This is a genomic window from Microcoleus sp. B7-D4, from assembly GCF_036705125.1.
Classification (GTDB): Bacteria; Cyanobacteriota; Cyanobacteriia; order Cyanobacteriales; family Microcoleaceae; genus Microcoleus.
Genome location: NZ_JAUBTT010000024.1, coordinates 40,462 through 54,734, shown reverse-complemented (window position 1 = coordinate 54,734; position 14,273 = coordinate 40,462). Strand labels below are relative to the sequence as shown.

Annotated in this window: 8 protein-coding genes; 2 read left to right on the top strand and 6 right to left on the bottom strand. The window is 45.2% G+C overall.

All coding sequences use genetic code 11. The annotated features are described in order from the left end of the window. Positions 1 to 73: 73 nt before the first annotated feature. Both QUB12_RS12150 and QUB12_RS12145 read right to left on the bottom strand, forming a co-directional pair. The gene (locus tag QUB12_RS12150) at positions 74 to 4,576 is read right to left on the bottom strand and encodes a WD40 domain-containing protein (RefSeq protein ID WP_333306932.1); all 4,503 of its coding nucleotides are present in this window, start codon (positions 4,574 to 4,576) and stop codon (positions 74 to 76) included. Positions 4,577 to 4,678: 102 nt separating this feature from the next. Continuing rightward, a complete protein-coding gene (locus QUB12_RS12145; RefSeq protein ID WP_333306930.1) occupies positions 4,679 to 4,891 on the bottom strand; it encodes a hypothetical protein in 213 nt (70 codons plus the stop codon). A gap of 974 nt (positions 4,892 to 5,865) precedes the next feature. Here QUB12_RS12145 and QUB12_RS12140 point away from each other — a divergent pair. Beyond that, entirely contained in the window at positions 5,866 to 6,222 is a 357-nt protein-coding gene (locus QUB12_RS12140; protein ID WP_190740317.1) for a hypothetical protein, read from the top strand. 52 nt (positions 6,223 to 6,274) lie between these two features. Here QUB12_RS12140 and QUB12_RS12135 read toward each other — a convergent pair whose 3' ends face one another. The 3 genes from QUB12_RS12135 to QUB12_RS12125 all read right to left on the bottom strand — a co-directional run bounded on the left by QUB12_RS12135 (position 6,275) and on the right by QUB12_RS12125 (position 10,143). Further along, the gene (locus QUB12_RS12135; RefSeq protein WP_333306927.1) at positions 6,275 to 7,243 is read right to left on the bottom strand and encodes a YegS/Rv2252/BmrU family lipid kinase; all 969 of its coding nucleotides are present in this window, start codon (positions 7,241 to 7,243) and stop codon (positions 6,275 to 6,277) included. Between the two features lie 389 nt (positions 7,244 to 7,632). Next, positions 7,633 to 8,361, bottom strand: a complete 729-nt coding sequence (locus tag QUB12_RS12130) for a DUF3891 family protein (RefSeq protein WP_333306925.1) — start codon at positions 8,359 to 8,361, stop codon at positions 7,633 to 7,635. 180 nt (positions 8,362 to 8,541) lie between these two features. Then, a complete protein-coding gene (locus tag QUB12_RS12125; RefSeq protein WP_333306923.1) occupies positions 8,542 to 10,143 on the bottom strand; it encodes a metallophosphoesterase in 1,602 nt (533 codons plus the stop codon). 487 nt (positions 10,144 to 10,630) lie between these two features. Here QUB12_RS12125 and QUB12_RS12120 point away from each other — a divergent pair, with 487 nt between their 5' ends. Further along, on the top strand, positions 10,631 to 11,809 hold the full coding sequence (locus QUB12_RS12120; RefSeq protein ID WP_333306921.1) for a DNA cytosine methyltransferase: 1,179 nt from the start codon (positions 10,631 to 10,633) through the stop codon (positions 11,807 to 11,809). Between the two features lie 24 nt (positions 11,810 to 11,833). Here QUB12_RS12120 and QUB12_RS12115 read toward each other — a convergent pair whose 3' ends face one another. Next, on the bottom strand, positions 11,834 to 14,254 hold the full coding sequence (locus QUB12_RS12115) for a dynamin family protein (RefSeq protein ID WP_333306919.1): 2,421 nt from the start codon (positions 14,252 to 14,254) through the stop codon (positions 11,834 to 11,836). Positions 14,255 to 14,273: the final 19 nt, after the last annotated feature.

Below are 14,273 nucleotides of genomic sequence, written 5' to 3'. Positions count from 1 at the left end.
TTCCAGTTTATTTCCTGCAAGAACTTTGGTTGTAATTCGTATTGCTGACTGCATACTTCCTCCTTTGCGATGATTAATTTTCAACAGCCCCTAAAGCTTTGAGCGTAACTTTCTCAACTTCCGTTAAACCCGTAACTCCAGCAATATTCATGTTTTCATAAGGTCTGTCACTTTTGAGGATTTTGAGGCACTCACCAGTCTCAATCTCCCACATCATAATTGTGCCATCCCGACTGCAAGCAGCAAGAATTTTTTCATTTGAACTGAAGGCAACTGAGTTAATTCTACTGGTATGATCTTGCAAAATTTTTAGACATTCACCTGTACGGATATCCCATATTCTTACCGTTCCATCGACACTTCCACTAACAAGTATTTCACTAGAAGAACTAAAGGCAACTGAACCTATCCAATCAGTATGCCCCTGCAAGATTAGAAGGCATTCACCGCTGCGAACATCCCACAGTCTGACTGTTCGATCGACACTTCCAGTGGCAAGTATTTCACCGTTGTGGCTAAAGGCGATCGCCCGCGCCCAAGCCGTATGCGCCTGCAAAATTTGGAGGCATTCACCAGTATGGATATCCCACAGCCTTACGGTTCCGTCATAACCTGTACTCGCAAATATCTCGCCCAAAGGACTGAAAGCAGCCGAGTGTACTGAACTGTTATGCCCTTGCAAGGTTTTGAGGCATTGACCACTGCTGACATCCCATAACTTCAATGTTTGGTTATAACTTGCACTAGCAAGTATTTCGCCCGAAGGACTGAAGGCGATCGAGTGTACTTCATTTCCCCACTCTGGCAAAGTATGGAGGCATTCACCACTGCTAACATCCCACAACCTCACTGTTTCGTCATAACTGCCGCTAGCAAGTATTTCACCGTTTGGACTGAAAGCAACCAAGTCTACCCGATCGAGATGTCCGTGCAAGATTTCGAGGCATTCACCACTGCTGACATCCCACAGCTTGACTGTTTGCGCGTCATCCCCGCTGGCCAGCATTTCACCGTTGGGACTGAAGGCGATCGACCTTACTTGATTGCTATGCCCTTGCAGTGTATTCAAGCATTCACCAGTATTGATATCCCACAGCTTCAGCGTTTGGTCACCGCTTCCACTAACAAGTATTTCACCAGCAGGATGGAAGGCGACTGACCCTATTCGATCGTTATGTTCTTGCAAAGTATTCAAGCATTCACCAGTACGGATATCCCACAGCTTCGTTGTGCGATCGTGACTTCCACTAGCGAGTATTTCGCCATTTGGACTGAAGGCGATCGACCGTACTTGATCCAAATGTCCCTCCAAAGTTTTGAGACATTCACCGCTACCGATATTCCACAGCCTCACTGTTTTGTCGGCGCTTCCACTAGCAAGTATTTCACCAGCAGAATGGAAAGCAACTGAAAATACAACTTTAGTATGACCTTGCAAAGTTTTGAGACATTCACCAGTACCGATATTCCATAGCCTCACTGTTTGGTCGCCGCTGCCACTAGCAAGCATCTCACCAGCAGGATGGAAAACAACTGAAAATACAACTTTAGTATGGTCTTGCAAAATTTTGCAGCATTCACCCGTGCGAATATCCCATAACCTTACCGTGCGATCGAAACTACCGCTAGCGAGTATATTTCCATCAGGATGGAAGGTGACTGACATTACTGATTCGGTATGTCCCTGGAAAACTTTTAAACATTCACCAGTCTTGACATCCCATAACTCGATCGTTTTGTCATAACTGGCGCTAGCAAGTATTTTGCCGTCAGGACTGAAGGCGACTGACTCCACCACGTTGGTATGTCCTTTACAGGTCAATATTTCTCTGCAACTGCTAGCTTCCCACAAGCGAACTATGCCATCAGTATCACCTGTAGCTAACAGTTTGCCATCTGGACTAAATATTACTGACCGAACACTGCCGAAGATTTTAGTAAAAGTAGAATTAGCCAAATTCGCTTCAGCCAAATTGACGTGGCGCAGCGTCGCGTTTGTAAAATCAGCACCTAAAATAACTGCACTAGAGAGGTCTTTCCCTTCTAAAGCAGTCTTGTCCTTTTTTAACAACAGAGTTGCCGCATTGCCTCCCACGTAGCCTACTTCAGTTTCTGTTTTACCTCGCGTTGCTTCTATAATTTCGAGTAGGGGCAATCCCCCCGTGGTTGCCCCTAAACCTTGGTCGGGCGGGCACGGGGGCACCGCCCCTACTAGCATCGGCAACAACAAATCCATGACTGCTTTTGTTAGCGGCGCGTGTCCGAAACTCTGAAGAAGTTGATCTAAATCTTCAGCAACAAATCCCTTCAAAGGTGCGATTAGTTCACCATTATTTCTCTTCTGGGCTTGAAGCCGACAATAATTTGACCAAGTGTACGATCGAGGTTCTGCATCAGGGTTGACGCAAGACTGTTCGGGCGCCACTAATTCGGTAAAATCTGCGGCCAAAACTCCCAATTCTGCTGCAAATTTATAAGCGACAAAAAACTCTAATAACGAACGGTGGGCTGGAGTATAATCGCCATCTGCATTGCGGATCAGCATCGTTTGACCCATCATGTCATAATGCCAGTGGTCTAAGTCTTTTTCCTCTTGGACGACGGAACCAAACAGGCCTCGAATGCGATCGGGAAAACCGCGATAATTCAGACTCATTTGGTTTGTAGACAGCATTTCCCACGATAACTCGCACAAAAAGTAAAGCTTATCTGCTAGCGAAGTAAAAGTCCGTTCAGCTTTGATATCTCTCTCTATCTTCCGCCGCACCGCATACAGATAGATCCGCGACATATCGACAGGTTTTCCAGCTTCAATATCGGGCAATGCTTCCAAAATTAACTCGGTCATCACAGGGCGACGCGCTAAATCCAATAGTTGCGGGTTTCCCATCACTTTTTCTACTGTCGCCGCTTCTGTTTGAAATGACAGCGCTTGGCTAATTTGTTGGTCGTTAAATTTCTCTAATTCTAAGACTTCAAATTGGGGAGTTTCGCCTGTTAAAATGGTTGTTGATGCTTGCAGTTCTGCATTGAACAATGCCCGTCCTTCCTTGCCTTCAGGAAAGTGTTCGGTACGGCAAGTGAGGATGACTTTTGCGCCGGGAACCACGGCTTTTGCTAGTTCCCAGAAGTTGTTGATGGTTTCTTGCCGATCGCACTTAGCGGCCATTTCATCAAAACCATCGAAAATCAACAAAAATTTACCCATCCGATTCAGTTGTTCAAAAGCCGAATAACCCGCCAAAGGTATCTCGTGTTTCCTAAAGAAAAACTCGGAAAATAGCGACTCGACACTAACTGCTTTGGCGTAATCTCGCAGCGGAATTACTAACGGCAAACGCGGACGTTCTAAGCCGCTTTTTTGAGCTTTTTTGTAGCGTTGCAGCGCCATCCAAGCATAGTGCATCGCAAACCAAGTTTTCCCGGTTCCAAATTCTCCTAAAACTGAAATATGTTCTTTTACTGGGTCATCCAACCACAGGTCAATATAACCTTCAATCCAGCCATCTCGCTCGCCATAATGACTCACGCCTATCTTGCGGTGAGTATCGGGGTCGATTTCTTCTTTCGTACAAGCTAGCGGTACGTATTTAGTATTAATTCCCCGGCTGGTGATTTCAGTTTCCAGCCAATCCAGATAAGCCGTAAAATCGGCATCTTGGTCGAGTAATTCATCGAAAGTATAGCAAGCTAGATCGCTATTTTCTGGTTTATCTACTTCATCCCGCGCTGCGCGACTGATGCGGCGGGCGGTGACTAACCATCCTTCATCGGTGCGCTGTTTTTCCACCGACTGGCGCAAGGCCGAGATATCTCTGAGTCCCGCTTCTCCGGCTATTCCGCGCACTAAAATGCGATCGTACCGATTGCGTCTGACGGGGACATTGATAATCCATTCAAAATAGTTATCCTCCGAGATTTGATAGGTTTCAAACTTATAACTTAATGTTTCAAACCAACCGCGCACTTGTTGTGATAAAATAAAAGCTTGAGACTTTTGAATATTAGTTGATGCTGCTGCGGGAAGTGCGGGATAATCTTCGGATTCCAACCGCGCAAATTCGGTGCGAATTCCTTCGATAGTGGGGAGGCGTTCGATGCGATCCATTACCAGAGATAGGCGTTTTTGCAAAGAGGCGATCGCATTTCCCACCATCACATCTCCCAGCGTCCGCGTCCGCTTTGCTACTTCCATAAACACGGCGGCAAATGCCATGAATTCCCGTCTGGGGTCAATGCCTAAATCTCGAATTTCTTTGCCTAAAGCACTCTCATTCAGATAGTCATCGCCTGCTTTAATTAAAATGGCTGGGCTATCGGACTCGAAGGCTTGGCGAAATGCTGATTCAATCTCTTTTTGGCGAAACAGTTCTAAAATCTGCTTGGGTTTGCCAGCGCCGTATTCTACTAAAGTATAAACATAAACTCCGCTAAAATCTGCCGGCGGAGCATCGGGGTCGAGGTTAAATTTTTTTAAGAGTTTGATGACAGTTTCGTTGCGCTGAAACTTGTCTCTGATGGTGCCGAGGGGAATGGCTGTCAGGAGGCTGATAACTAAGTCGAGACTAATTAACATGATTTAGGCTTTCCTGTTTGTCCGTGGAAGTAATGCTCAAATCTCGAATCGGTAGGCTGTGTCCCTGAAATGCGCTGCGGGCGATCGCAAAATGCTCTATTTTTATGGTAACCCATCAGCCAACTGTCGCCCACTGACAGTCCGAGATTCGCACAATCCGAGATTTGCCATCTTCCGACAGTAATCTAACAGTCCGAGATTTGCCATATTCCGATAGTAATCTAACCATCCGAGATTTGCCATATTCCGATAGTAATCTAACCATCCGAGATTTGCCATATTCCGATAGTAATCTAACAGTCCGAGATTTGCCATATTCCGACAGTCCGCCAGGGGTTGAAACCCCTGTCTCATAGCAAAAGTCCTCTTGCATAGGACTAGGGAATCATATTTTATTTAGCAATTTGATTCGACCCAGGTATTATCTTGATATGCATTAACATTATTTGCGAATTTTTTACCCACCAATAGGATAATTTTCAATAAATTATTCAGTCCTCTTAAGAGGACTTTCGCTATGAGGCGGGGGTTTCAACCCCTGCCGGACTGTCGGATTATGCGAATATTTTAACCCCTGCCGGACTGTCGGATTATGCGAATATTTTAACCAGTGCCCGACTGTCGGATTGTGGGAATATTTTAACCCCTGCCAGACTGTCGGATTGTGGGAATATCCTCTTGCATAGGACTGTGGAATCGTATTTTTATTTAGTAATTGGATTCAACCCAGATATTGAATGATATCAAATCTATTAACATCAGAATTATTAATCTCTCTCTTCTCTTTCTCTGTGTTCTCTGCGTTCTCTGTGGTTAAATCATTCCGATCGAACGCTCGACGTTGCACAAAGAGTCAACAAAGGAATTTTCGATGGGATCGGGCGGGTTTATTTAACCTATTTGCACCCCAAAAGGCTCTGGGCGAACCCGCCCCTACATCACACGAATGGTGCAACATATCATATCCAACCGAAATTGATATGATATATAATAAGATTGCTTGATGAAATTCAATTCACAACTCCGAGCATTTTGAATAAATTCTTCAGTCCTCTTAAGAGGACTTTAGCTTTGAGGCAGGGGTTTCAACCCCTGCCGGACTGTCAGATAGTGCGAAATCAGACGGCGGAAAATCAACCAAAAATATTACCATTTTTTCCGCAAGATGACAACGATAATATCCAGGAAAAACCGACATATATTGTAGTAATAATAGCTCTCATATTAGTGGTCATCTCCGAGTTGGCAAAGTTAAAATATAGATAACTAACAAATAAAACTTGCTATCTATGAAAATACAATCTTCTGTCTTAGTCCACCTGGGATTTGGCAAATATGTACGATCCGATCGAGTAACAGCAGTAATACCAATTGAAGAAGAACGGGGGCCGGGTCGGCGCACTTTCGTGCACGTAGACGGCGAAGCAGACCCGATCGTTGCTTCGCGCGCGGAAGATACAATCGTTCGCGATTTGGTGCAGGAACCGCGCGAAATAACTCAAGCTCGGCAGCAACAAGAAATCCTGCAAGATTTGCTGGCCGATTTGAGCAATGTTAACGTCACCGTGCGCCGCATCAGCCGCGATGAAGGCGGACTCGACCTAGAACGTTTGGAGCGCCGCATTCGCCAAATTTTAGAAGCCTAAAAAAGAAAGACCGCCCGCGCGGTCTTTCTTATTGTTTGTGTCGCTAAAAATTTTAAGTTGAGGGTTTCAATGTAATTTCGATGTCCGCTAAACCAGTGAGTTTTTCTACCACCGGCTCTTCTTCAATTCGCGGTACAAAAATAGTTAAACCTCCCGGAACGCACTCAATAGAAACCGGAGTCATGCCGATGATTTCCCCGTCTAAAACCACTTTTTGAGGCGGATCGGTAGTAATTTTTATTTTTTTTGCCCGCAAATAACCGATGTCGTCGCGATCGGTAGGATTGCCACTCAAAGCTGTTTGCAAAAGGTGATAAGAAGCTGCGATCGCCCCAGCTTTATTCTGAGGCGCAACCAGCGTCACGTCCAGCAAGCCGTCATCAAAAACAATCCCCGCCGGGCCTTGAGCTAAAATGGAAGTAGCCGGCGCTGCATTCGCCACCGTCACCGCCACAGCAGTAAGGCTGATAATTCTATCTTCGGTTTCGATTTCCGCTTCAAATCTTTCTAAATTGTTTAACTGTTTAATTCCTGACAGAATGTAAGCCAGCATTCCCCAGCGATTCTTCATTTCGCGATCGGCTAGTTCGACAGTTTCTGCCTCAAAACCCACTCCCGCTAACAAAACCATCGGCATTTCACCGTTGCAAATCGCCGCATCCACCACCCGCGTCAACCCTCCAAAAATAGTGGCGCAGGCGGTTTCAATTGTATTCGGAATCTCTAAAGCATTAGCAAAAGCATTAGCCGTTCCCCGCGAAATAATTCCTAAAGGAATATTTGTGCCGACAATCGCCCCAGCAACTGCTGATAATGTGCCGTCGCCCCCGCAAGCAATAATTTCCTCAACTCCTCTATCAACTGCTTCGCGGGCGATTTGATCTGCGTCTAATTCTGGGGTTGTCAGCCGAATGTCTAAGTCAATAAAAGGCTCTAAAAGTTCCTGAATTTTAGCTAAGTCTTGGTCGGGGTCGCTGTTGCCGGCGACGGGATTGAAAATTAGGCAAGCTGAACGTTTCATAGTTGGTAATAGGTAATAGGTAATGGGTAATGGCTGAACTGAAACCCTCGATTTTTTTTCGTTTGTCTCGAAGTTTCGATAGCCATCGCATCCCCCTTAATAAGACCCATTTTGACTGTTCTTATCCCCCCCTGATTAAGGGGAGTTAAGGGGGAGCAAGACTCAACTATAACGCTGATTGATATCATGTCCGATCGAGTGACCGCGATTAACAGGGCGGGTTTTTGAGATTGTCAATTATTGGCAAATATTTTTCGTGAACCCGCCCCTACCGTATTAGGGGTAATCGACCCAACATAATATGAGACATGGTTTTAAGATTAAGTTAACACAAATGCCATGCCCGCTAAACTTCGACAACAACCCTCACCTATTTTTCAAAGGTTTAGTTAAGACTTGACAAAAGTCCACTCTAAGACTTCGCGCCGAGCTTTGTGCAACGCTTCCTTGATTTCCTTGTTGCTGTCAAACTTGACTTTATCCAAAAGGCACGCTTCGACGTTCACAGTAAACTTATCGTCTTCAAAAGGCCAAGGAGTTACCGTCACAAGTTCGTTGCTGTGCTGTACAATATCGTAGCGCTTGCCGTCCGGGCCGACAGCAATTTCTAAAGCTCGTTCTCCGGCCGGTAACTCGCGGCAGCAAAGAATTAATGATAGCCGATCGCACCACTGGAAAAAAGCATAAGCTGCCTTAGCATCTTCCTGAGAAATATTCAACTCTTTTTGCCATTTTTTTTGATTTTCCAGTTGTTCGTCCAAAAATTCGTCGAGTTCCTTCGACTCTCCCCGCTTTCCTTCATTGAGATAGCTCATGTGCATAGAAATCAGCATGGCTACCCACCTACCGCGATATAGGGAATTCTGCGCCATAGCTTTAATTTTCGGCAGAGAAGTTTCCGTCTGCAACGTAAAATCAAAGGGCGCGCCCGCTTCAGTTAAAATATTTTCTTCCCACTCTTTCTCCAAATCATCGTGATGCGAAATCGCGGCTATGGTTTCGTACAAGCGAAGCGGAGATTTCGAGCGCTTCCACTGTCCGCCAAGTTGGGCGGCGAGCAAAGCATGGGCGCGGTGGTAAATAATTTCCCAGCCGGTGGCGGTTAAGTTAGCAATCATGGAATTTTTCTCCTGAATTAAGTGAGGTTGGTTTTGTGGAACAGGTATCTTGCCTGTTTGGGCGGGCTCGCGTGCCCAACCCACAATCAAATTGAATTTTTGTGGAACAGGCTGGAAAGCCTGTTTGGGCGGGCTCGCGTGCCCAACCCTACTCCCCGCAATCAAATTGAATGACTGATGCTAAATCACAAAAGGTTCGATCGAGATATCCTGCCATTTCCCCTCAAATCGTTCGACAACCATAGGTCGGATGCGGAACTTGGGGGGACACCCATTGAGAACATCAATCCGCAAACACGAATAAGGACGGCGTTTGTAGGAACCTTGGCCGCTGCGGCCGACAAATAGCAAAGATTCCGCTACCCGCCGGCTGGCTGTTTCGGAACCAGACTGCCGCGCCAACCGATAAGCTTCAGGACTCAATGCTTCCTGCAACATCGGCCCTTCCGGACGCTGGCGGCGGAGACTGTGGCCGCTTCCCCCGCAGACAATCCAATTAATCCCAGAGTCGCCGTGTCCGGTATTCCCAGTCCGCAGGTATTCCAAACAGTGAGCGTGGCCAGTCAGCACCAAATCTACTAGCGGACGCCCCTGCGCCACATCCCCAACTGCATCGGCCACCCCGTCGAGTACCTCGCGCAATCGCAACCGAACCGCCAAAGTTTGAGCTTGATTCCACTTTGTTGCCTCGGTCACGTAGGGGGGATGGTGCAGGTAAATTACCCGCCCCCGCACCTCGGAATCGCCCCAAGAGTTAATCAGCCTTTTTTTCAGCCATTCGAGCTGTTCAACGTCGGTGGCGGCTGTTTTGTCGGGGGACAGTTGTTTGTCAATATCCATCAACATTTCGTCAACTTGCTCTAATTTGGCGGTCAAGTCGTCTAGCTGTTCGTCTTCCTCGGGAATCTCCGGCTTGAGCCGATCGCACATTTCGAGCATTGCCAATTTTTCTTGTTCCAACTTCTGGCGATCGAGTTCCAAATTCTGGCGGCGAATGTCGCCCTGTTTGGTTTTCGGGATCGGTAAGGGTTCGTTGAAGGTGTTGGAGTCGAGGGCGAAGAAGTCGATGCCGCCGCTGCGGAAGGTGTAGTAGCGGTTGGGTAAGCGGGTAAAGCGTCCGGGTTGGTAGCGGATGCAGCGGCCTGTGCTGGTGCTGGCGGTGTAGTGGGCGTCTAGGTGGCGATCGAGTTCTCCCGGCATTTTGTGAGCTTTGAGGTAGTCGAGAAAGGCTTTGGCGTAGGTATTTCCGCGATCGGAACCGTGCCAGCCGACATCGAGATCCAACTTGGAACCCAACAGCCGGCGCAGCGGCAAAGCTGTGGCCGACAGAATGCCGTAGACTATGGGCAAGTCGTAATAGTCGTGGTTTCCCGGTACGGGCAAAAACGGAAAGTTAAACACCATGCGATCGTAGGCAATCCGAGACGGATGCTCGCCGCCGACTATAAATTCTCGGTAGGGGCGAATAAAGTTTTGCAAGTAATATTCGCTGGAACCGACGAGATAAACTACATCGCCGGTGTGGAGGACGAAACGGCAGGTTTCGCGCTCGGTGACCATCTGTTCGGCAATCTGCCGCTGGGGATTGTAGCCGCGGTGATTGCCCGTGCCGCTGTCGCCTACGACTAAAAACGAAAACTCTGGAGAGTCGGTGGTTTGAGATTCTAAAACCATCCGAGTTTGGTCGATTCCCCGATGGACGATCGATTGTTCTTGCCACCGCACCCGCTCGTTCATTTTGCGGATTTTGACTGTTATTTGCGGGTCGGAAACGAATTTCAATTCACCTCTTCTCCAAAATTGCTGAGTTCCTAGTTAATCATAGTGTAGCGATCGGGCGAGTTTTTACATCTCTCTAAAAGCTGAAAATCGACGCGCGGGTACTCAGAAACCTGGTTTTTAGGAGAATACTGCCTGACAACTGACATATTGCACCATTCTCAATAAGCTTTTTAGGAACAGGCTTTTCGGCCTGTTCCACAATAAAATTCATCTCTTGTGGAACAGGCCGAAAAGCCTGTTAAGCGAGAATGGTGCAACATCTCAGTTGCAACTCACATCTTGTCGCATTCTCAATAAGCCTGTTATGGGCGGGTTCTGGGGTTCACCCCACAATAAAATTCACTCTTTGTGGAACAGGTCGGAAAGCCTGTTAAGCGAGAATGGTGCAATATGTGAGACGATCGCGCTTGGAGTCGCAGAGTGCGATCGAGCCCTACACCTGCCCCAAGTGGGCAACATCAGATAGAACGCAGTAAACAAATATAAAATGGAAGCAATACAACTGTCTTTATTCTCAAATGAGTCAGAACCAATTCCTGCCAAAAAGCAGAAGAAAGCAAAATTAGGGCGTTACGAACGCATCCAACGCGAACTAGAAGCAAATGACTGCGACCCCTACAAAATATTCATTCATGTTGAATCTCAGTCACTGCCAAAATCAGACTATACATTTTTCGATCTTTTTTGCGGTGCTGGCGGCATGACGCAAGGTTTATTGCAAGCAGGTTTTCGACCAGTAGCAAGTGTTGAAATTAATGCGATCGCCTCGGCTACTCATACAAAAAACTTTCCCGATTGCCATCACTTGTGCGACGATATAAAAAACTTAAATCCCCAAAAGTGGATCGCTGAAATTGGTTCGCCAGAAGTTCATGTTGTTGTAGGTGGGCCGCCGTGTCAAGGCTTCTCAGTTGCAGGAAAACGCGACCCCAACGACCCTCGAAATCGCTTATTTAGAGAGTTTGTCCGCGTTGTCTCTGAAATACGTCCTTGGTATGTTGTCATGGAAAACGTACCCGGAATATTGACTATACAAAAAGGAGCTGTTAAGCAAGCCATTTGCGATGCTTTTCAGGAAATTGGCTATCCCCATATGTCCGTTGCTGTTCTGGAATCCGCAACCTATGGAGTCCCGCAAATCCGCCCGCGAGCTATTTTTATTGCCAATAGATTCGGGATGCCAAATCCCTATCCGAAGCCGCAATTGTTGCCCGAACAATACAAAGCGATTGAGTCAGCAATTGATGATTTACCAGAGTATACTCCCATCCCAGAAATCAACCACGAATGGACTCGTCATTCTGTTGAGTACATGGAAAGACTTGCTAAAGTTCCACCAGGCGGTTCTTTGTATGAAAGCTACGCCGATGCTTTCAAGCGACAGTATCCGGGCAAACCGAGTATGACTGTTAAAGAAAATCACGGTGGCACTCATATTCATCCTTATCTCAACCGCGTTATTTCAGCTCGCGAAATGGCTAGATTGCAAAGTTTCCCGGATTCATTTATTTTTGAAGGTTCTATGAAAAAGGCCATGTGGCAAATTGGAAATGCCGTGCCGCCGCGATTAGCAGAGTGTATCGGTTTTGCACTTATTCCCTATTTGACTGATATTGCTTTGAACAAGCCTAGCTTAGTTAATAAGTTCCTATTCCAGAAATCTTAAATTAGTAAAAAACGTAAGCGCATCTCAGCTTGCTATTAATGATTTTGTCTTACTCAGAAGTTCATTAGCCTGATCTTTCAACTTATCCACCTGTAATTTATCATTACCAACTGAAAATGATTCAAGCGCTTGCTTTAATTCTTTCAGTGTTTCTAAAGGTAAAGCTTGAGCTTTTAGTGATTGCTCCAAATCCTTCCTATAATCACCTAGAAGAGAGTCTAGATCATCAAAGTACCTTTTAATTTGTTTATCCAATGATTGCTCAATCAATCGGTTAGATTGTTCTTGAATTTCTTCGACTTTATTGTCAAAGAATTTAACTATTTCACCCTTGAAAAGGATTATGTTAACTGTATATCTTTCTTTATATACATGTTTGTCTAAGTTCACACCGAACCAACCAAAAAAGGTGCTAACTCCACCATAAATTGCGCTCAGTATTGGATGGTTAGCTACCATTGCCACTAAACGAGCACCAAACTGCACCAACAAACCACCAAATGCTCCTTCTAACAATGCTGTGAGTAAATCAGATAATCCATACCCTCTGAATTCAAGATCAGGGGTATTCACTTCTATGTGAATATCAACTAGCTTGAGTATATCTGGCTTAAAAATAACATCAAAATCTCTTTTTAACCGATCTTGAGCGCGTTCAATAATAGGCTTAGTTTCATTATCTAGTGACTCGGATAATTTTTGAATCCTGCCTTGAGTCTGTGTATCCGTCTGTTTACAAGCGACATCCAATTGACGTTCAATAATTTGCTTCGCCGAAGCTGCTATTTGCTCAGCGAATAGCTTGGCATCTTGCTTACTATCAAATTCAAATTCATCCTTATCTCTATTAAACCTATTGGATATGTCGTCCCACAAATTGGAAAATACTTTTATAGCAGAATCTAAAACATACTTTTTCAATAGTGTGTCAAGTTCGTTTTTTACGTCTTTTTTGAGGTTTTCTAGGTTGGCGTTTACCGTTTCCTTTATTTGCTTTTTTGTTTGGGCAACCTCTTCATCTAGATTCGGACGGCAAGCAGCTAGACTAGAAAGCTCTTTGTTAAGATCCTTAATTGCTTGCTCGAGCTTTTCCGCATTACTGTTAATGTAAGTCAGGTCATTTTTTGCATTATTACATAAATCATTTAGATGAATAAGACAACGATTCAATGCAAACTCCATGCAGCGGGGGGCAACTTGTCGCAAAATTACATTAATTGCTTCTTCCAGAAAAGATGCAAACTTTGATGCTTTCCAAAGTCTTACCGCTTTCTTTTGTAATTCCTCTACAGTTGCATCCTTGAGTTCATCCTCCCAATCAACAGGCCAGACTTCTCTAGCTAATGCTTCGGCAGCTTCAGGATCTTTAATATCTTGACTACTGAGAGATGATTGACGGAGAAAATCCTTAGCGCAGAATGCTTGCCTAGCAGAAACTTCAAATACGCGGTCTGTGTTGGCAAGTTGGAGGTTATTAGCAACAAATTGTTTTACCATTTCGGTATCTATGTCACCTCGACGACGCTCATCGATTTTATTAACTAAAACATATAAATTTTTTTGACTGCTTGTTCTAATAACTTTGTGAACTTCTGCTTTAATCTTTTCGGCTGCTTCAGCCCTCAATTCAGTGAAATTCAGGACAAGTAGCACAAGTTGGCTACGCTTAAGTTGCTTGGAAACTACAATTTCTAGCTTTTCGCTGACTCCGGCTTCACTTGGCCCAGGCGTATCAACGATTACAAGATTACCTAGCTTCTCTAGTTTTTGATTTTGCTCTGTTCTGAAAAAAGGAGTTTCGATAGATGGAATGTCATTGTCATTGAGCAACTGGAGAGGATCTTGATCTTGGGATACTGCCAGAATGTTGCAAAGACGGATAATATGATTCAACTCTGTCAGGATCTTGTTGATATTCTTACTGCCAGAGATTTGTTCTGAAATTCCAAAATCTGTATCAGCGTGGATTTCTTGGAGTAAACTTGCTAAATGCGGATATTCACCAGTCTGCTTAAGAACTTCTTCCATCCCTTTCTGCTCAATTTCCAGCCTGATAGCATCCAATGCTTTCTTAAATGCTTCACAGATTCTAGGACTCAATTTTAGAATCGGCTCTGCTGCATTTTCCTTCAATACAATCTCTGTTGGCAGTGTGGTCATCGCTGTAGCAGAACTTGGCAGGAGTTCTTGACCAATAATGGCATTAATAATTTTGGATTTGCCAGCATTCATCGGTGCGGCAATGGCCATTCTGAGTTTTAGGTGTGTGACTGTACCAATCTCCTTTTCAATTTCCTGTTGATATATCTGGTACTTGTTTTCTGAGCTATCCTCAGACTTAAGTTCTTTGCTAGCGCGACCCATCAGAGTGCTAACTTCTTGTAACAGGGAAATTACCTGTCTTTGCAGGTCTTGAACATTTGGGTTGGAGGCTTGAGAAGTCATAGGGTTTTTAGTTGGTGTT